Source organism: Methylobacterium terrae (genome assembly GCF_003173755.1).
Taxonomy (GTDB): Bacteria; Pseudomonadota; Alphaproteobacteria; order Rhizobiales; family Beijerinckiaceae; genus Methylobacterium; species Methylobacterium terrae.
The window spans coordinates 3386089-3404943 of the sequence record NZ_CP029553.1; the positions used below are offsets into that span (position 1 = coordinate 3386089).

Annotated in this window: 14 protein-coding genes and 1 CRISPR repeat array; of the genes, 1 reads left to right on the forward strand and 13 read right to left on the reverse strand. The window is 70.6% G+C overall.

All coding sequences use genetic code 11. The annotated features are described in order from the left end of the window. Positions 1–372: 372 nt before the first annotated feature. The 13 genes from DK419_RS15585 to DK419_RS15645 all read right to left on the reverse strand — a co-directional run bounded on the left by DK419_RS15585 (position 373) and on the right by DK419_RS15645 (position 17944). Positions 373–1656, reverse strand: coding sequence for a tyrosine-type recombinase/integrase (locus DK419_RS15585; RefSeq protein WP_109959877.1), 1284 nt, complete (start codon positions 1654–1656; stop codon positions 373–375). Positions 1657–2045: 389 nt separating this feature from the next. Next, positions 2046–2745: a CRISPR direct-repeat array (repeat unit 29 nt; unit sequence GGGTCGATCCCCGCGTGGGCGGGGGAGCC). 47 nt (positions 2746–2792) lie between these two features. Next, positions 2793–3083 carry a type I-E CRISPR-associated endoribonuclease Cas2e gene (gene cas2e / locus DK419_RS15590; protein ID WP_109959878.1) on the reverse strand — a complete coding sequence of 97 codons (291 nt, stop codon included), beginning with the start codon at positions 3081–3083 and terminating at the stop codon, positions 2793–2795. 46 nt (positions 3084–3129) lie between these two features. Further along, the gene (gene cas1e / locus DK419_RS15595) at positions 3130–4002 is read right to left on the reverse strand and encodes a type I-E CRISPR-associated endonuclease Cas1e (RefSeq protein ID WP_109959879.1); all 873 of its coding nucleotides are present in this window, start codon (positions 4000–4002) and stop codon (positions 3130–3132) included. Positions 4003–4006: 4 nt separating this feature from the next. Continuing rightward, positions 4007–4795, reverse strand: a complete 789-nt coding sequence (locus DK419_RS15600) for a type I-E CRISPR-associated protein Cas6/Cse3/CasE (RefSeq protein ID WP_109959880.1) — start codon at positions 4793–4795, stop codon at positions 4007–4009. Then, complete coding sequence (gene cas5e, locus DK419_RS15605; protein WP_109959881.1) at positions 4792–5523, reverse strand: type I-E CRISPR-associated protein Cas5/CasD; 732 nt, start codon at positions 5521–5523, stop codon at positions 4792–4794. Before cas5e ends, DK419_RS15600 begins: the two co-directional genes overlap by 4 nt. Continuing rightward, a complete protein-coding gene (cas7e, locus tag DK419_RS15610; RefSeq protein ID WP_109959882.1) occupies positions 5523–6695 on the reverse strand; it encodes a type I-E CRISPR-associated protein Cas7/Cse4/CasC in 1173 nt (390 codons plus the stop codon). Before cas7e ends, cas5e begins: the two co-directional genes overlap by 1 nt. Further along, complete coding sequence (casB, locus tag DK419_RS15615; protein ID WP_162561251.1) at positions 6692–7372, reverse strand: type I-E CRISPR-associated protein Cse2/CasB; 681 nt, start codon at positions 7370–7372, stop codon at positions 6692–6694. Before casB ends, cas7e begins: the two co-directional genes overlap by 4 nt. After that, complete coding sequence (casA, locus tag DK419_RS15620; protein ID WP_109959884.1) at positions 7356–8924, reverse strand: type I-E CRISPR-associated protein Cse1/CasA; 1569 nt, start codon at positions 8922–8924, stop codon at positions 7356–7358. Before casA ends, casB begins: the two co-directional genes overlap by 17 nt. A gap of 604 nt (positions 8925–9528) precedes the next feature. Further along, a complete protein-coding gene (gene cas3, locus DK419_RS15625) occupies positions 9529–12171 on the reverse strand; it encodes a CRISPR-associated helicase Cas3' (protein WP_109959885.1) in 2643 nt (880 codons plus the stop codon). A gap of 600 nt (positions 12172–12771) precedes the next feature. Next, complete coding sequence (gene pyk / locus DK419_RS15630; RefSeq protein ID WP_109959886.1) at positions 12772–14184, reverse strand: pyruvate kinase; 1413 nt, start codon at positions 14182–14184, stop codon at positions 12772–12774. Positions 14185–14250: 66 nt separating this feature from the next. Next, positions 14251–15510 (reverse strand): glycerate kinase type-2 family protein, encoded by a 1260-nt coding sequence (locus DK419_RS15635; RefSeq protein WP_109959887.1) that lies wholly within the window; start codon positions 15508–15510, stop codon positions 14251–14253. A gap of 10 nt (positions 15511–15520) precedes the next feature. Continuing rightward, on the reverse strand, positions 15521–16600 hold the full coding sequence (locus DK419_RS15640; RefSeq protein WP_109959888.1) for a tartrate dehydrogenase: 1080 nt from the start codon (positions 16598–16600) through the stop codon (positions 15521–15523). Between the two features lie 45 nt (positions 16601–16645). Continuing rightward, the gene (locus tag DK419_RS15645) at positions 16646–17944 is read right to left on the reverse strand and encodes an MFS transporter (RefSeq protein ID WP_109959889.1); all 1299 of its coding nucleotides are present in this window, start codon (positions 17942–17944) and stop codon (positions 16646–16648) included. A 164-nt stretch (positions 17945–18108) separates the two neighbouring features. Here DK419_RS15645 and DK419_RS15650 point away from each other — a divergent pair, with 164 nt between their 5' ends. Further along, complete coding sequence (locus DK419_RS15650) at positions 18109–18813, forward strand: GntR family transcriptional regulator (RefSeq protein WP_109959890.1); 705 nt, start codon at positions 18109–18111, stop codon at positions 18811–18813. Positions 18814–18855 lie beyond the last annotated feature (42 nt).

Here is an 18855-nt window from a genome sequence, read left to right on the forward strand (position 1 = left end):
GAACTATACAGCGAACTCTTTTGCGCGAGATATCGAGCTCTATCATACAAGATTACTATTTCTATATTATAGGTGGATAGCAAATAAATCGGTTTTGCACCATTTTATTGATGATGAAGCTGAATTTTAATTTAATAGAATCGACTGATCATGAAAAAAACGACAAGTAGGGTTCAAATTTATTTCATTTAGTAGCGCTTCGTCGCAACTTTACCTGTCTGGATCGTCGGCAGTTGCCTCGCTTAGGACTTGGGAGCAGACGCTTCCAGGGCCCGAGCTGGATCGCAAGGGGCCCTTTGCACGTCCAGCCTGATCGGGTTTGGATCCCAGGATGGGCTCCACCTCGATCGATATCTGCGCACAAGGCGTGCTTCATCCAGCGATACCCAGCCGTACCGCATTCTCTGCCGGCAGGCTCAGATCCGGTGCGGTCCGCCTGATCGTATCGGCCACATAGGACGGCGCGAGGTGCGCATAATGCTTCTCTGCCATGCGGGTGCCTGAGTGACCCAGCGCCTCAGCCACGACGATCAGCGGGGCTCCGTTGCGGACCATCGCGCTTGCGTACGAGTGTCGCAGTTCGTGGAGCGTGATGCTCTCGAGCTTCGCGCGAGCGAGCGCCGCCTTAAAGCCCCGCTGATACGTCATGGGCCTCCAGGGCTCTCCGTTCTCTCGGATCAGCAAAGGCGCTTTCGGGACGCGGCCAATGACGAGCCTACCAAACAAGGCTGCTCCGCCCGGGGTAAGCGGGATGTGGCGTGCCCGGCCATTCTTGCTATGCTCGATGAACACGGTGCCGTTCGCCTGGTCGAAGTCGCGGACTGTCAGGCGCGCTAGCTCGCCGAACCGGGCTCCCGTCATCAGCGCAGCGGCGACGAGATCCCGGAGTGAGCCTTCGCAGGTGTTCAAAAGCCGCTGCTGCTCGGCGGCGTCTAGGAAGCGCACACGGGCCGATCCGGTATCCCGAAAAGGCGTGAGCAAACGCCAAGCCCGATCGTCGGCTACCATCTGGTGTTTATAGGCCCAGTTCAGCGCGGCTTTCAGGAGCGTCAGCGTCCGGTTCGCCGTGTCGCGACGGCGGCGAAGAGCTTCGGGGTCGGTTGTGTCGACATCCAGGGTATTGACCTTCGTAGCCAGCCGGCCGGTACGAACCCGCTTCGGCGCGTGAACCATGGCATCGCGCCAGCGCCGCAGCTTATCGAGCGTAAGATCGCCCACCCGCAGTGCGCCGAGCTTCGGCAGGATGTGTGTACGCGCCCGGGAGTGCGCGTCGTATACGGCTTTCATCCCTTCAGCGGTTCTGGCTTCGAGGTATTGCTCCAGCGCGTCCGCCACCGTCAGAGCGGGTTCAGCCTCTGGGGCCTTGCGAAGGGACTTCACCCAAGCCCGAGCCGCCTCCTTGGCCTGCTCGTGGGTCAGGACGGACGAGCCATCGGCTTCCGCGGCATCGTCGGCCTTGCCCAAACGGATCTGCACCCGCGTTCCGTCCGGTCCGCGGCTCGCGGCGAGCCAACTACCCCCCTGCCCTCTTGTGCCGCGGCCGCTGCGATAGCCGAGCCTGATGCCCGGCCCGATCATCTCCCAGGTGGGTGCGTCCGAGGTCGGCAGAGCTGCCCGACTGGAGCGGCTTTTGAACGGGCTGGCATGGCGAGGCATGGCGGACTTTTCGTTGCTAAAATCGTTGCAGACTCTGCCATGAAACGAGATGGTCCGCAAACACACAGTATGATACAAACCATTGTGATCTATGGAGTATCACGCTGTGTCAGGCTATGCCATCAAGCGCCAAAATTCGCCCTTTCACGGCGAAAACACGGGTTCGAGTCCCGTAGGGCGCGCCATGCGGGCGTAAGCCGTTGATACGGCTAAAACTCTGTGACAATCAGTGCCTTGCGAGCTGCCGGTCCTACAAGCCGGTGCTACAAACCCATGGCACGGGTGACCTGCCGCGTTCAGGACCGCCACGGCACCTACTACTTCCGGCGCGTCGCCCCGAAGGCGCTGCGGCCCTTCATGCCGGCCCCGTGGATGGGCAAGTCGGCTTGGGGACGATCCCCGCGTGGGCGGGGGAGCCACCGCAACGCGGATCCTCGACCGGTCCGTGATGGGTCGATCCCCGCATGGGCGGGGGAGCCTCCAGGATCGCGAGGCGCAGCATGGCGCGCGTGGGTCGATCCCCGCGTGGGCGGGGGAGCCATGAAATGCTAACGGTCGGGCGAGTAAGGCGCGGGTCGATCCCCGCGTGGGCGGGGGAGCCCGGTCGGCGTCTCGGGTGCGGAGCACGGGGCGGGGTCGATCCCCGCGTGGGCGGGGGAGCCTTGAAAAGTCCCGGCTTCGCGCCTTTGCCGGCAGGTCGATCCCCGCGTGGGCGGGGGAGCCATACCGATATCGTCCCGCCATCCATCCGAGAAGGGTCGATCCCCGCGTGGGCGGGGGAGCCTGTTCTTATTTCTCCGAAACCATCCAGCTCTAGGGTCGATCCCCGCGTGGGCGGGGGAGCCAGCTTCAGATAGGCCCGGATCTGCGTCCGCCCGGGTCGATCCCCGCGTGGGCGGGGGAGCCCGCCCGCGATGTATGACGGCCCGGTGAGTCCGCGGTCGATCCCCGCGTGGGCGGGGGAGCCCGATGCGTAGGCTGTCCGAGACGCAGCGCGCCGGGTCGATCCCCGCGTGGGCGGGGGAGCCGAGGCGTCGGGCTGGCCCTTGCCCGCGGCCTCGGGTCGATCCCCGCGTGGGCGGGGGAGCCTCTGCCACGTAAGTATCTGGTATTGTTCACGATGTCAAAGAACGCCGTCAGCGGCGGACGAGAAGTGCGCCGTCGAGGTCCGCGAGAGTTCGCGGAGGAAGACCGAGCGTGCGCAGGCCGAGGCGCCCGGGAGCGGCGTCGTCCTTCCACAGGATCACGATCGAGCCGCCCGGCATGTCGGCCCACCACTCCGACAGCACCGTCCAGACCCGCTCGCGCACGCCGCGGGAGAGCTCGGCGGCGACGAAGACGCCCGGGGCCGCCTCGGGCATCACCGAGGACAGGAAGCCGCGGAAGCGGTCGGCGACGTCCCGCGTCACCACCACGGTCATCGGCATGGGGCGGACGTCCTCGGGCGGGGATCGTCCGTCCCGGGCCGGCTCGTCATGGGGTCTCCTCCTCGAACAGGGTCTTGATGCGGTCGATCATGGCCGGAATGACGCCGTCGCGACGCAGCCGCTCGGCGACCGTTCGGCGCGCCAGGCGCTCGATCGGGTCGGTGGGGCGCTTCTCGTGCGCCTTCGCGGCCTTGAAGGCGCAGGGAACGGTGATCGTGTCCCGGAAGAGGTCGGCGACGTCGAGCACGAAGCTCTGGCCCGAATCCTCGTGGATGAAGCCGAGCTGCGGGATGGTCGCGGTCGCCGCGACCGCGATCGCGGCGGCGCCTTCCACCGCCGAGGCGGCGTGGTTGAGCGCCTGGTTCGGGATGTCGGCGGCGTTCGGGTTCTGGCGGTCGTAGCGGCGGCCCTGCCAGCGGATGCCGTGGCGCTCCGCCGCCTGGCGGTAGATCTCCTTCACCCGCGCGCCCTCGATGCCGCGCAGCACCGCGATGTCGCGATGCGGCAGGACTTCGCCGAGGCGCAGGGCGTACATCCGGCGCGCCACCTTCATGCGGCCGCCCTTGGCGTCGGCCCAGGCCGTCGCCTGCCGGCGCGCCAGCGCGGAGGTGTCGGGCAGGAGCGGCTGGGCGGTGTAGAAGCGCACGCCGCCCTCCCCGATCGCCGCGAGGGCGGTGTTGTGGCGCGCCAGGATGCGGAGCGCATCGTGGCTCACGGTCGAGCCCGGCCCGAGCAGCACCATCGAGAGCGCCTGGTGCGGGATGCGGTAGTCCCCGGCCTCGACCGTCTCGCTGCCGGCCGCGACGAAGCGCAGGCAGCCGTCCTCGACCGTGAGGGCACCGCGGTCGAGCCAGACGAGGCCGTGCCGGTCGGCATGCGGCTGGCGCGCGGTCTCGAGCCCGAGGCGTCCTTTCAGCATCGTCCTATTCCGGCGGCCGCAGCAGCAGCATGCCGAACCCGAAGGCGCGGTGGCGGCCGATCCCGCGGGCGAGGAGCGCCGCGAAGGCCTCCGGGTCCCGGACGATCAGGACTCCCGTCACGGTCGCGTCCGGGTGGCCGGCGGCGCCCTTCATCTTCTGGCTCGGGAGCGGGATCTGCGCGAGGTGCCGCTCCCGGCCGCGGCGCAAGGAGCGGGTGAGGCGGAAGGCGTCGAGGCTCGCCCCCTCCAGCTCCGCGCCGCCGGCCGCGAGGTGGCGCGCGAGCCAGTCGCGGTAGACCTCGCCGCGGCCGAACGGGGCCGGCTGCCCCTCGTAAGGGTCGAGGGCTGCCAGGTAGGCGTCCTTTTCGCGCGTCCGGGTCCGGTCGCCGTCGCGGTCGCGGCGGACCGTCGGGCGGATGCGGGTGCGAAAGCCCAGCCGCGTCCCGGCCGGGAACCGCTCCGGCATGGCCTTGGCCGCCAGCCCGTCGAGGCCCAGGGCCTCGGCGACCTCCGGCTCCGCGAAGGCGGCGGCGTGAGCGCGCAGGGCTGCGGCGTCCCGGGTCGTGTAGCCGAGGAGTTGCGGCGCCGGATCGGCCCCCGGCCGCTCGCGCCGGCGCGGCGGGTCGAGCAGCACGAAGGGTTTCGGGGCGTGCTCGCCGAAGGCCGCCGCCAGGATCGCGTGGAGCGCGTAGCCGAGGTCGTCCGGGCCGTGGGCGGCGACCAGCTTGCGCCGCTCGGCCCAGCGCAGGAGCGGCCCCAGGGCCGGTCGCATCTGGAGGAGGATCAGCGTCATGCCGCCGCCCCCGGCCGCTTCACGGCCCGCACCCGCACGAGCCGGTGGCCGCCATGCACGCCCGAGCGCCAGTTGCGCGCGTCGGTCACCGGGCGGACGTGGTCGCCGGGCGCGGCCGGCTCGGATTCGGGCAGGAGGACGCGCAGGGTCGGGTCGCTGTCCTCCGCCGGCGGCAGGAGGCTGAGCGCTGCCACGAGGTCGTCGGCTTCGACGATGCGGAGTTCGCTCTCCGGTTCGAGCAGCGGCCGGGACGGCAGGCAGGGCTTGCGGCCGAGGAAGAGCGGCCGGGCGGGGTGGAGCAGCTTCGCCACGAGGTCGCCGAGGGTCGGAGCCGCCTCGGGCTGTTCCAGCCGCAGGGCGACGGCGCAGGAGACGTCGCAATCGTAGTCGCGGCGGCGCAGGTGCGGTCCGACGTAGCTGCCCGCCCCGCCGGCCCGGCCCTCCGGCCGGCCGCGGGTCGTCCAGCCGCGGTCGTCCTTGTCGAGCTGCGCGGTCTGGAAGTCGGTGATGCGGGCAGCCGTGCGGTCGAGGCGGGCGGCGTAGACGAGGCGGTCTTGCAGGGCCTGGAGCCGGTCCGCCTCGCCGCGGCGGTAGCCGAGCGCGTTGGCGAGCAGCCCCGTCAGCAGCGAGGCGCCGGGGAAATCTACGAGCACGCCGCGGGCATCGACCACCTCGCCCCCGAAGGCGAGGAGCGGCGCTTCGAGCCGCAGGAGCAGGAAATGCGGCATCACTTCCCCTTTCCTGCGCTCGCCTGCCCTGCGCGCACCTGCTCGGCGGCCCAGGCGGCGAGGCCGTCGAGGGTCATCTGCCCGCCGAAGCCGGAGGCGCCGAGGCTGAGGTCGGAGGACTCGACGACCGAGAGGTTGGCGCGCTCCTCCTCCTGTCCGTAGGCGCGGTCGAGCCGGGTGAGGCAGGCGGCCATGGCGGCCACGGCCTCGGCCGCGAGGTCGCCGTCGCGCCGCAGCGGCACCGCCTTGCGGAAGGCGCCGGCGAGCGTGCGCGGCTGGCGCGATCCGGCCTCGACCAGCATCAGGTCGGCATAGGCGTAAGGGGCAGTCGAGCCCTTCTTGGCCCCGGGCGAGACGGTGGCGATGAGGTGGACGAGGTGCTCGACGACCTTGGCGGCGAGGTCCGGATCACCCGCGAGGTTGGAGACGAGGAGCGGCACGTCGACCACCACGTAGCCGTAATAGAGCCCCGAGGTGAGTTCGGTGTCGAAGATGCCGCCGGAGCCGACCTCGCCGGCCGCGACCCGCAGGTCGTCGACGACGGTGAAGTAGTCGCTCTCGCTCTCCTGGGCGTGGACCGTGAAGGCGTGCGCGACGTGGATCGCCGCGTCGGTGTTGGCGTCGGGGTCGGAGGTGACCATCCGGCCGAACAGGGCCGCCTCGAGCCCGGCGGCGAGGGTGCCGGCGCTCGCCAGCATCGCCGCGAGGTTGGCCTTGCCGGTGCCCTTGGCGAGCCGCGCGTCGATCTCGGCCTCGGCCGACTTGGCATCCGTCGCGGCGGCCGCCGCCTCGGCCCCGATCCGGGCCAGGTACGCGATCTCGGGCTCGCCGAGGAGCAGGGCCTGCCGGTCGGCGATCTTGGCGCTGTTCTTGCCGTAGAGGTGCTTCACCAGGGCGGCGCCGACCGCCTCGACGATCGCCGGCGCCGCCGTGATCTTGTCCAGGACGCGACGCTCGACGATCTCGCGCGAGCGCACCCCCATCGGCGCGCCGACCTTGCTCAGCGCCCAGGCGTCCTCGGCGAGGCGCCAGTGCCGCTTCAGGCTCTGCGACGAGACCCGGGTGCGCACCGACCCGCCATAGGGCAGCCGCTTGGCGAGACCGGCATCGTCCCGGTTCAGGAGCACGGCCGGGTAGGAGGCGAGGCTGTGGATCTGCAGGAAGCGGGTCACGCGGTCTCTCCGGGGGACGAGGATGAGGGGGCGGTCTCGGATCCGGGCCTGGCGTCGGGTTTCGGCCCGGCCTCGGCCCGGTAGTAGCCGCGGGCGATGCGGTGGCGGACCGACTGGGCCCACGGATCCTCGAGATGGCGGGCCGAGGCGACGAGGTCGGCGACGGCGAGCACCGGCAGCCGCTTGCCCGCCCCGACGAGGAGCCGGACGATGCGCGGCATCACGATCCGCAGCTCGTCGGCGGTGGCGTCGAGCAGGATCGAGAAGCGGCGCTCGCTCACCCCCGCCTCGAACAGGTCGCGGCCGAACTGCCGTTGCGCACGGCGCGACCGCTCGGCCCAGAACGCCGCCCGCGCCTCGGCGCCGTTCTCCGCCGGCTCGTCCTCGCGGCGGGGGAAGGACAGGTGGTCGGGCGCGGCGAGCGCGGCCGCGTGGATGACGAGCGCCCAGGCCGGAAAGCCGGTCTCCCCCACCTCCCGCTCCGTGGTGTGGCGGGCGAGCAGCCGGTGCAGGGTCGGCTCGGCGAGCGCCCCGTTCGGATCGAGCCGCCGCAGCTCGGCCAGTGGGCCGGTGCCGAAGCGGTCCTCGTTCGTCAGCGGGGCCGCGATCCGGGCGGCGATCTCGGCGCGGTGGCGGGGCGGCGGGTCTCCGCCGGCGGGATCAGGCTGCGTCGTCACGCTTCGGCTCCGGGAAGAATTTCGGCAGATCGGATTTCGGGTTGCGCGTGCCGGCCCGGAACACGGCCTCGGCCCGGACCAGTGCGCGCCAGCGCCGCCCCACGGCCTTCGACAGGCCGGCATCGGCCTCGACGACGAGGGGCCAGGCGACCCCGTTCACGAGGCGCCGCACCCAGGCCGTGCGCACGGCGTCGGGATCCGCGTCCGGCTCGACCTCGGCCCACAGATCCTCGAAGAACGTGGCGTCGACCGCCCGGTCGAACCGGGCGAGGAGGTCGCGCGCGCGGGCATTCGCGCCCTTGTCCTGGTAGTCGACCTGATCGGGCCCGTTCTGGAACAGGGCGAGCAGGGCCGGCTTCAGGACGCGGTTCTGGATCTCGCCGGCGAGCGCGACCCGCTCGGTCGCGGCGCGCCCGATCGCGTCGGTGGCGCGGGTGCGCAACGCCCGGTACACGGTCCGGCTGATCGGGAGGCGCCGCTCGTGCCAGCCCTCGGTCTTGCCCTGCCCGCGGGTCAGCGCCCGGGCCAGGACGACGAGGCCTTCCTCGGCGTCGGTGGGCAGCGTCGCGGCGAGGACCGGCAGCGCGTGCCCCTCCCGCTCGAAGAGCAGCCGCACGATGCGCCGGTAGTGGAAGCCCCCGGCATCGACGGTGAGGATTCTCGGCCCGTCCTTGTCGGTCACCGTCGGCGCCCAGGGGTCGCCGGGGGCGCCGCCGGGGATCGGAACGATGCGTGCCACCTTCGAGCCTCCCGCCCGCGCGGCGATCCGGCCGCCCTCCTCCACGAGCCGGACCCGGCGGCAGATCTCGATGTGGAGCGGATCGAGCTCGGACGGCGGCAGCGCGGTCGCGCCGTCCCACGGACGCAGCCAGACGAGACCGAGCCCGCCTTCGGCCGCGTAGACCGTCGATGCCCCTTCGGTCTTCCGGAGCGCCACCAGGGCCTCGACGTCGCGCCGGACCGGCGAGACCGGACCGGTCGTCGGCACGACGCTGAAGGCCGGCCGGTTGGCGAAGCCGCCATTCATGCGGGAGATGCCGTAATTCCCCGCGCCGAGAAAACCTTCGCTGGTCTGCAGGGCGACGAGGGCGAACAGCCAGTCGTCCGGCTCCGCCGCCATCATCACCTCGCTCTTGAGGTCGTGGTTCTTGGAGGTGACCAGCATGTCGAGCGCGTCCGGGGTCGGGACGGCGTTCTTGAGGTCCTTCAGCCCGCCCGGGATCGGCGGTTGCAGCAGCGCCGGGCGGTCCGGCGGCGCGACGAGGCACCAGGGTTCGTCCCCGGGAAAATCGGCGGTCAGCCCGCGCAGCAGGTCGCGCCACGTCTCCTCGTCCTCGGGCATCGCCTCGCGACCGGCGCGGAGCAGCGCGAGCGCGCCGAGCTGCACCAGAAAGGCGTGCCAGGCGTGGCGTTGGTGGGGACGCAGGGCCGGGAAGCTTGAGATTGCATTGCGGGCAAGAGCAGCAAAAACGCTTGGCAGCGTACTTACTGCGCGATTACCATCTAAAATTACTCGAATCGCCTTATTTAATATTAGATTTTTAATCGACATTGCGTGCACGCCACTGTATTTTGAAAGACATACTGTAGCTATAAACTAGTTTTGCGCCGGCTTCAATCCCGCAAATGCCGAAATTTGGTTTGATTTTCCTACAAGATATGCGAAAGTAACAGGGGCACGTATCGTGTGAGCCTATTTTGTCCTAAAATTAGCCTATGGATCTAGCGGCAACTTCCGGGACGCTATCCTCCAACGGGAGGTCGGCAGGGGTGTCAAGATTCGTAACTAGCTAGCGTGATTTAGCGATAGCAGTCGCGATTGACAAGGAGTACCGAAAACGCTATGGCTGTCTGAGAGTAGGATGGCGCTACATGCTGAGCCCGTTTCAGAATCCATTCGCTCCAACTCGACGGGAGCGCCGCGCACTTCGACGTGGCATCGTGGTTTCGAAACGGTTCTTTAGGCTGCATTACCGGCATCAATTTCATTGGGAACTCACAACCGCATGCCGGGTTGGACGCGGGTTGGATACGCCGCGGCCAGAGCGCTGGCATTACAAAGTATTCGTTGATACATAATATTCCTCCGCCTCGTCGGAGATGGCCCCTAGCTCGCGTGATGTAGCGAGAGTTGGGCTCCCCCGCCCACGCGGGGATCAGGCGTTCCGTCTCAGCCCGAACCGGTCATACGTGAACACGCTCGGGCCGAGGCGGAACGTGAAGCCATCGCCATCACCTAGAGTTTCCACAAGATCTGGTTGAGCGTCAACCGAGATGTTCGCGGCCACGTGGTGCGGCAGCTTCAGCGAGGGCACCGGCCGGCCGAACGGGCCGGTCGGGAGCGGCTGTCCCTCCACGTCGAACGCGACGTGCCGGTCGGCGCCGCCGATCCGCGTCGCGATGATCTCGTCCGGCTCGATCCGGAACGCGGTGAACGGCCGGTCGAAGCGCAGCAGCGCGCCCTGCGCCGCGTTGAGGTCGGCGAAGTACCGGCCGGTGCGCCGGTCGAAATGCGGCCGCCAGGCCGGGTCGGCGGCGGTCAGCTCCGCTTCGATCGCCGCCAGGGCGTCGGGGTGGGTCGCGGCCTCGACGAGGCGCCGGTTCATCGCGGGAATCGTCCAGACCGGCTCGGCCTCGACGAGGCGCCGGGTGAGTTCGAGGATGCGCAGGTCCTCGTAGACGCCGCCGGTCTCGCCGGAGCCGAGGCCGTAGGCGCGCAGATCCGCCCGGAACAGCTCGCGGCCCTCGGGGACGAGCACCACTGCGCGCGGCGCGGCGTAGCCCGCCGGGCGGGGCCGGCCGGCGTGGCGATGGAGGCGGCCGATCCGCTGCAGCAGCACGTCGACCGGGCAGAGGTCGGTGAGGAGGAGGTCGGCATCGAGGTCGAGGGACTGTTCCAGGGTCTGCGTGCCGACCACGATGCGGCCGCCCGCCTCGCGCTCGCGCCCGATCGCGGCCTCGACGGCGGCGTCGAGGAGGCGCCGGTCGGGCTCGGCGAAGCGGGAATGGTGCAGCGTCGCGATCCCCCGCCCGTCCGCGTGGGGCACCCGGAAGAGCGTCGCGCCATCCGCCCGCGTCGCCAGGGCCTCCAGGGCTTCCTGTGTGCGCAAGGCCTGGCCGACGGTGTTGCGGACGATCAGGACCTTGGCGCCGGCGCGGGCCGCGGCGAGGCTCGAGGCCGCGACGGCGTCGGGATCGGCGAGGATCGGGCGGGCCTCCAGCCGGACGGCCTTGCCCTCCCCGGCCGCGCCGAGGGGCTGGCGGCGCTCGACACCGTCCTCGCACCAGCTCAAGGCCGGGTAATCCACCGCATCGGCCGCCGCCCGGTCCGGAACCGTCGCGGCGCCGAGCAGGCGGGCGCGCGCACCCGCGCCGAGCGTCGCCGACAGGAGCAGCGCGTGCCCGCCCGCCCCGACATGGAAGCGCAGCAGGTTCGCGAGCAGGCGCTCCATGTAGGCGTCTGAGGCGTGGACCTCGTCGATCACCAGGAGCTTGCCGAGGAGCGAGACGGCGCGCAGGTGCGCGTGCTTCACCCGCACCGCGCCGAGCAGGGCCTGGTCGATGGTGCCGACGGCGATGGGCGCCGCGAGGTAGCGCTTGGGATGCTCGGCGGCCCAGCGGGCGGCGCGGTCGCCGTCGTCGTTCCACTGGACGTCGAAATCGGGCAGGCGCGCGCCCTCCGCCTCGTCGACGCGCATCTGCCCCGGGACGGCGAGCACCACCGCCGGCCGCCAGTCCGGCGGGAAGACGTTGTCCCGGAAGCGCTTGACCCGCTCGAAGATCTGCGTGGCCGCGACGCGGGTCGGCAGCGCGAAGTACAGGCCGTCGACGGCGCCGGCGCGAAAGAGCTCGATGAAGCGCCACAGGGCGGCCTCGGTCTTGCCGGAGCCGGTCTCGGCCTCCAGCACCAGCAGCTGTGCCGGATGGCGCGCCGCCTCGGCCTGGATCGGCCGCGCCGCGAAGGGCGGCCGGCCGGCCTGCGCGAAGGCGTGCGGGAAGCCCGCCCCGACCCGGCGCGCCGCCTCCCGCGCGGGCTGCGCGTCGAGGCCCGTCGCGGTCAGGACGTCGGCCGCGCGCTCCCGCGCGAAGGCCATCCTGTCGGCGTGTCGTCCCTCGTCGAAGGGGAAGAAGCCGGGGCCCGGGTTCGAGCCTAGCCAGTCGGCCAGCATCAGGAGCCCCGCGAAGGCGTGCGCGACGGCGGGCTGGTCGGGCAGCGGGCTCCCGTCGGCGAGCGCGTCCCCGAACCAGGCGTCGAGGGCCGCCCGCATCGGTCCGAGCCGGGCCACCGGATCGCCGGGCCCGCCGCGCCACTGCGCCGAGGCATCCCTGACATCGGCCTGGGAGCCCTCGTGCCCGAGCGCCCAGGGCCGCCCGTGATGGGCGAACACCGCGTGGAACAGGTCCGGCTCGTCCTCGGGAAGCCACGCCGCGACCCGGTCGAGCCCGAGCCGTTCGGACAGCCGGTCGCACACCGCGTCCGCGCCGCGACGAGGGGAGAACACCCAGGCGAGCTCGTCGATGTGGCCGACGCGCGGCGCGTTCGCGTCCGACCGCGCCTGGAAGCCGCGATTGGCCTTGCCCACGTCGTGCAGGAAGGCGAGCGCCGAGAGCTTGGCCGAGATCGAGGATGCGGCCGCCGCGTCGGTCCGGCCGAACCGCCGCAGGCGCTCCCCGATCGTCGGCAGGTCGAGCAGGGCCGCCAGGACGGCGCCGACATCGGCGGAATGTCCGACCAGGGAATGCCACCGGCCCGCGGCATCGCGCTTCGCCCAGAGATCGTCCTGTGAAAAGGCTGTCACGATCGGCCCCGATGCCCATGTCGTCCGCCTACACTATGATATGGCACGATGAAAAGTGGAGAGGAAAATTTATACTGATGTAATTATTGTAATTATGGCGCTACGACAAAAATATTACTTGCTTTTTTTACATTAAGTCATATACAAGATATATCTTGACGTTAATCTGGCGTATATTCTAGTAAATATCCGTGCAATTGACGCCGTGGATCGAACATCGACGCTCCCGAGAAGATGTGGCTCCGTGACGGTGGCGCGTCCTGCGCCGCTCCTTGCGGGCGCAATGGGGTGCGGCGCGCGAGGTTCTCTCGGGCTGGGGCAGCGCCGGCACCTGACCGACTCCCCCATTCTCGCTCGGACTCTACCGATCGTGCAGCTCGTCCTTCGAGCGGATCGGCGACGGTTCCCACGCCACGAGGGACCGGACCGGGACACGCCGCCGCGGTGGGAGTTCGCCGACGGGCGCCGAGCCCGGTCTTCCGGATCGTCCCTGGATTCCAAGCCGCGGAGGGTGTCCGGGATCGTGCCGTCGGGGGACTTCGTCGCGCCCCGGGCGCCGCGGCTTTCCGCGTGATCGCCGCGCCGCCGCGGATCGCCGTTTCAGATCTGCAGCAGGCGGATGTTGTTGGTGTTTCCGGTGGTGTGGAAGGGAATGCCCGCGGCGATCACGATGTGGTCGTTGGACCTGGCGAAACCCTCGGCTCGCGCGTGATGCGCGGCCTTGGCGACCATCTCCTCGTAGGAGTTCACGTCCTCCGTCTGCACGCTGTGGGCGCCCCACAGCAGGCACAGCCGCCGCGCCGTCGCCAGGTTCGGCGTCAGCGCCAGGGTCGGCGGCTCGGGCCGCTTGCGCGCCACCCGGGCCGCGGTCGTCCCGCTCGCCGTGTAGGTCACGATCGCCTTGGCGTGGAGCGCCTCGGCGAGGGTCGCGGTCGCGCTCGCCACCGCGTGGGGCGGGGTCTCCTCCTCGCCGGGATCCGAGGCCGCCACGATCGAGTGGTAGAGCTTGTGCCCCTCCACCGAGCGGATGATCCGGTCCATCATCGCCACCGCCTCGACCGGATACTTCCCGGTCGCCGATTCGGCCGAGAGCATCACCGCGTCGGCGCCGTCGTAGATCGCGGTCGCGACGTCGGAGGCCTCCGCCCGGGTCGGGGCCGGTGCGCCGACCATCGAGTCGAGCATCTGCGTCGCCACGATCACCGGCTTCACCGCCAGCCGGCAGGCGCGGATCAGCTCCTTCTGGCGGCCCGGCACGTCCTCGTGCGGGATCTCGACGCCGAGGTCGCCGCGGGCGACCATCACGGCGTCCGACAGACGGATGATGTCCTCGATCCGCTCCAGCGCCTGCGGCTTCTCGATCTTCGCGAGCAGCCCGGCGCGGTCGCCGATCAGGGCGCGGGCCTCGACCATGTCGGACGGCTTCTGCACGAAGGAGAGCGCGACCCAGTCGACGCCGAGCTCGAGGCCGAAGGCGAGGTCGGCGCGGTCCTTGCGCGTCAGCGGCGACAGGTCGAGCAGGGTGCCGGGCAGGTTGACGCCCTTGCGGTCGGTGAGGGCGCCGCCGGTCACCACCTCGGCGGTGAGGGAGGCGGCGTCGAGCCCGGTGACGCGCACCCGCACCCGGCCGTCGTCGATCAGCAGGTCCTGCCCCGGCACGATGGCCGAGAAGATCTCCGGGTGGTGCAGCGGGATGGCTCGGGCGTCGCCCTCCCCGCCCTCCAGGACGAAGCGCACGCTCTCGCCGGCCTCGAGGTCGAGGCGGCCGTCCTTGACGGTGCCGATGCGGATCTTCGGGCCCTGCAGGTCCTGCAGGATGCCGATCGGGCGGCCGACCTCCGCCTCGAGCGCCCGGATTGCGGCGTGGACCCGGGCGTGGTCGTCGTGCGTGCCGTGGCTGAAATTGAGGCGGAAGGTGTCGACCCCGGCGAGGAACAGGGCCCGCAGGCGGTCGGGGGCCGAGCTCGCGGGACCCACGGTGGCGACGATCTTGGCGTGGCGGTGACGGCGCATGGCGCGATCCGGCCGCGGGAGAACGGCCGCCTCTGGTTCGGGGGCAGATTCTGGTTCGGGGGCAGATCAGGCGATCAGGATCGCCCGGAAGTCGTTGACGTTGGTGAGCGTCGGCCCGGTGACGACGCCGTCGCCCAGGGCCTCGAAGAAGCCGTGGCCGTCGTTTCGGTCGAGGCTCGCCGCGAGCGACAGGCCGAGCGCTGTGGCGCGCGCGCCGGTGTCGGGGCCGAGCACGGCGCCCGCGATCTCCTCCAGGCCGTCGACGCCGTCGGTGTCCCCGGCGATGGCGTGGATGCCGGGATGCCCGTCGAGCGCGGCCCCGAGCGCCAGCAGGAACTCGACGTTGCGCCCGCCGCGGCCGGGCCCGCGCACCGTCACGGTGGTCTCCCCGCCCGAGAGCAGGATGCAGGGCTTCGGGACCGGCAGGCCGTGGGCGGCGACGCTCCGGGCGATCCCGGCCATGACCTTGCCGACCTCGCGCGCCTCGCCCTCGATCGCGTCGCCGAGGATGAGAGGGGTGATGCCCTCCCGCCGGGCGAGGTCGGCGGCGGCCTCGAGCGCCATCAGCGGGGTCGCGACCATCCGCAGGTCGGGCAGCCCGAGAAGCGGATCGCCCGGCTTGATCGATTCCCCCCGACCGCTCGCGAGGTGGCGGCGGACTGCCTCCGGGACCTCGATCCGGTAGCGATCCAGGATCGCCAGCGCGTCGGCGCAGGTGGTCGGGTCCGCGACGGTCGGGCCGGAGGCGATGTCGAGGGGATCGTCGCCGGGCGTGTCGGAGATCAGCAGCGTCACCAGCCGGGCCGGGTGGCAGGCGGCGGCGAGCCGCCCGCCCTTGATGGCCGAGAGGTGGCGGCGCACGCAGTTCATCTCGCCGATCGCGGCGCCGGATGTCAGCAGGGCGCGGTTGACCGCCTGCTTGTCGGAGAGCGTCAGCCCCGGCGCCGGCAGCGACAGCAGGGCCGAGCCGCCGCCGGAGATCAGGCAGAGGACGAGGTCGTCGGGGGTGAGCCCGGCGACCGCCGCGAGGATGGCCTTCGAGGCGGCTTCGCCGGCGGCATCCGGCACCGGGTGCGACGCCTCGACCACCGCGATCCGGGTGGTCGGTGCGCCATGGCCGTAGCGGGTGACCACGAGCCCGGAGATCTCGCCCGGCCACGCCGCCTCGACGGCGCGGGCCATGGAGGCTGCCGCCTTGCCCGCCCCGACGACGATCGTGCGGCCGCGGGGCGGCTCCGGCAGGTGCCGGGCGAGGCTGATGGCGGGATCGGCCGCCGCCACGGCGGCCGCGAACAGCCGCCGCAGGAGATCTCCGGGCTCGGTCACGGCGTCCCCCTTACTCGTTGTCACCCTGGATCGCCGCGATCACCGCGTCGGTGACCTGGCGGGTCGTCGCCTTGCCGCCGAGGTCGGGGGTGTGCAGGCTCGGATCGGCGGTCACCCGCTCCACCGCCCGCATCAGCCGGTCGGCCGCCGGCTTCTCGCCGAGGTGCTCGAGCATCTGGCAGGCGGTCCAGAACGTCGCGACCGGGTTGGCGATGCCCTTGCCGGTGATGTCGAAGGCCGAGCCGTGGATCGGCTCGAACATCGACGGGAACTTGCGCTCCGGGTTGATGTTCGCGGTCGGCGCGATGCCGAGCGAGCCGGCGAGCGCCGCAGCCAAGTCCGACAGGATGTCGGCGTGCAGGTTCGTCGCCACGATGGTGTCGAGGGTCTCGGGCTTGATCACCATGCGCATCGTCATGGCGTCGACCAGCATCTTGTCCCACGTCACGTCCGGGAATTCCTGGGCGACCTCGGCGGCGATCTCGTCCCACATCACCATCGCGTGGCGCTGGGCGTTCGACTTCGTCACCACGGTCAGGAGCTTGCGCGGGCGGCTCTGCGCCAGCTTGAAGGCGTAGCGGATGATGCGGGAGACGCCGGTGCGCGTCATCATCGAGACGTCGGTGGCGACCTCCTCCGGGTGGCCCTGGTGGACGCGCCCGCCCACGCCCGCATACTCGCCCTCCGAGTTCTCGCGCACGATCACCCAGTCGAGCTCGGGGCCGGAGACGTGGCGCAGCGGGCTGGTGATGCCGGGCAGGATCCGGGTCGGGCGGACGTTGGCGTACTGGTCGAAGGGCTGGCAGATCGCGAGCCGCAGGCCCCACAGGGTGATGTGGTCGGGCACGTCCGGCGCGCCGACGGCGCCGAAGTAGATCGCGTCGTGGTTGCGGATCTGCTCGCGGCCGTCCGCCGGCATCATCACGCCGTGGGTCTTGTAGTAGTCCGAGCCCCAGTCGAAGTGGTCGAACTGGAACCGGAACGTGCCGGTCTTCTCGGCGAGCGCGTTCAGCACCTCGATGCCGGCGGCGATGACCTCGATGCCGATGCCGTCGGCCGGGATCGCGGCGATTCTGTAGGTCTTGGTCATGACGGGTCTTCCTGTGTGGGATGAGGGGGGAAGGGACAGAGGGGATCAGTGCGCGACGGCGTCGGCCGTCCCGCCGCGCCGCCCGGCGCGGGCGACGATCAGGGTCACGACCGCCGAGAGGACGAGCAAGCCCGCGACGAAGATCAACCCGCCGGTGAAGCTGCCGGTCCGGTCCTTGATCCAGCCGATCGCCCAGGGACCGACGAAGCCGCCGAGGTTGCCGATCGAGTTGATCGTCGCGATGCCGACCGCCGCGGCCGGGCCGGACAGGAACATCGTCGGCATCGCCCAGAGCGGGGGCTTGGCCGCGCTGATGCCGATATTGACGAGGCTGAGCGCGGCGATCACCGCCACGGCCGAGGCCGCGCCGCCGGCGAGCAGCAGGCCGAGCGACGCGACGAGGCAGGCGATCACGACGTGCCAGGTGCGCTCGCCGGTCCTGTCCGAGTGCCGCGCCCACAGGATCATCGCGACGATCGCCAGGGTCGGCGGCACGCCGTTGAGGAAGCCGACCGCCATCGTGGAGAGGCCGAAGCTCTTGATGATCTGGGGCGCCCAGATGCCGAGCGTGTAGAGGCCGGCCGAGGTGCCGAAGTAGATCAGGGCCAGCGCCAGGACGCGGATGTCGGCGAGACCCGCCATGACGCTGTGCTTGGCGGCCGTCTGCTTGGCCGACCGCTCCGCGTTCATCTCCGTCACGAGCCAGGCGCGCTGTTCGTCCGAGAGCCACTTCGCCTTCTCGGGCCGGTCGGTCATGTAGAACAGCACCACGATTCCGAGCACGACGGCCGGCGCCGCCTCGACGAGGAACATCCACTGCCAGCCGTGCAGGCCCAGGACGCCGTCCATCCCGAGCAGCGCGCTCGAGATCGGCGAGCCGAGCACCACCGAGATCGGGGCCGCCGCCATGAACAGCGAGACGACGCCGGCGCGGTAGCGGGCTGGGAACCAGTAGCTCAGGTAGAGGATGATGCCCGGAAAGAAGCCGGCCTCCGCCGCGCCGAGCAGGAAGCGCAGGGCGTAGAAGCTGTACTCGCCCTTCACGAAGGCGAATGCGCCCGAGATCAGACCCCAGGTGATCATCACCCGGGCGATCCACAGCCGGGCGCCGACCTTGTCGAGGATGATGTTCGAGGGCACCTCGAACAGGAAGTAGCCGAAGAAGAACACGCCGGCGCCGAAGCCGAAGACGGCCGACGAGAAGCCGAGGTCCTTGTTCATCGTCAGCGCGGCGAAGCCGATATTCACGCGGTCGATGAAGGCGATGAAGTAGAGCAGGCAGATGAAGGGGACCAGGCGCCACGCGACGCGGCGCATGGTGGCCTGCTCAAGCGAGCGGTCCATCGTTTCCTCCTGTGGGATCGCCTGCACCGCGTGTCAGCTTTCGTGCCAACTTCCATGCAAGCTCGCATGGCGTATGCCATCGCACTCGAAGCGCGTCAAGCGTTCCGTTGCAACTTGCATGGAAGATGCTAAGCCAAGCGGGCGGGGCAGGATCGGGCGGAGCGATGGCGCGGGCGAGAACGGCACGGACTGACGACGGCGAGAGGCGCCCCTCGCTCGTCGACGACGCCTACGCGGCGATGAAGCTGGCGATCCGGAACTCGGACTTCGCGCCCGGGTACCAGGCCTCCGAGCAGGAGATCGCGCTGCGGCTCGGCATGAGCCGCACGCCCGTGCACGAGGCGGCGATCCGGCTGCAGGAGGACGGGCTGGTGCGGGTGCTGCCGCGGCGCGGCATCCTGATCTGCGCCATCGCGCCCGAGGACATGCGCGAGATCTACGACGTGATCATCGCGCTCGAGGGACAGGCGGCGGAGCTGGTCGCCGGGCTGGCGGAGCCCGAGCGGCTCGGCGCCGCCGGCGCGCTCGCGGCGCACACGGACGCGATGGCCGCGGCGCAGACCGGCGGGGACCTCCCGGCCTGGGGCGCCGCGGACGAGGGCTTCCACCGCACGCTCGTCGAGCGGGCCGGCAACGGGCGCCTGATCCGGATCATGCAGACGATCAACGACCAGTCGCACCGCGCCAGGATGCTGACGCTGAGACTGCGCCGGGAGCTCGACGCCTCGGTGGCCGAGCATCGCCGCATCGTCGACGCGATCCGCGAGGCGGACGCGCCCGCCGCGCACCGGCACGCCCGCGAGCACCGCATCCGTGCGCGCGACAACCTGCTTCCGCTGCTCGAAACCTTCGGCCTGCGGCACCTGTAGGCTGGGGATCCCGAACCGTCGCAGCCCGACGGCGCGCCGGTC

Bases quoted from the DNA above. Each gene is read 5' to 3' on its own strand.
- DK419_RS15585 (WP_109959877.1), bottom strand. From the start codon at position 1,656: ATGCCTCGCCATGCCAGCCCGTTCAAAAGCCGCTCCAGTCGGGCAGCT.
- cas2e (WP_109959878.1), bottom strand. From the start codon at position 3,083: ATGCCGATGACCGTGGTGGTGACGCGGGACGTCGCCGACCGCTTCCGC.
- cas1e (WP_109959879.1), bottom strand. From the start codon at position 4,002: ATGCTGAAAGGACGCCTCGGGCTCGAGACCGCGCGCCAGCCGCATGCC.
- DK419_RS15600 (WP_109959880.1), bottom strand. From the start codon at position 4,795: ATGACGCTGATCCTCCTCCAGATGCGACCGGCCCTGGGGCCGCTCCTG.
- cas5e (WP_109959881.1), bottom strand. From the start codon at position 5,523: ATGCCGCATTTCCTGCTCCTGCGGCTCGAAGCGCCGCTCCTCGCCTTC.
- casA (WP_109959884.1), bottom strand. From the start codon at position 8,924: ATGTCGATTAAAAATCTAATATTAAATAAGGCGATTCGAGTAATTTTA.
- pyk (WP_109959886.1), bottom strand. From the start codon at position 14,184: ATGCGCCGTCACCGCCACGCCAAGATCGTCGCCACCGTGGGTCCCGCG.
- DK419_RS15640 (WP_109959888.1), bottom strand. From the start codon at position 16,600: ATGACCAAGACCTACAGAATCGCCGCGATCCCGGCCGACGGCATCGGC.
- DK419_RS15645 (WP_109959889.1), bottom strand. From the start codon at position 17,944: ATGGACCGCTCGCTTGAGCAGGCCACCATGCGCCGCGTCGCGTGGCGC.
- DK419_RS15650 (WP_109959890.1), top strand. From the start codon at position 18,109: ATGGCGCGGGCGAGAACGGCACGGACTGACGACGGCGAGAGGCGCCCC.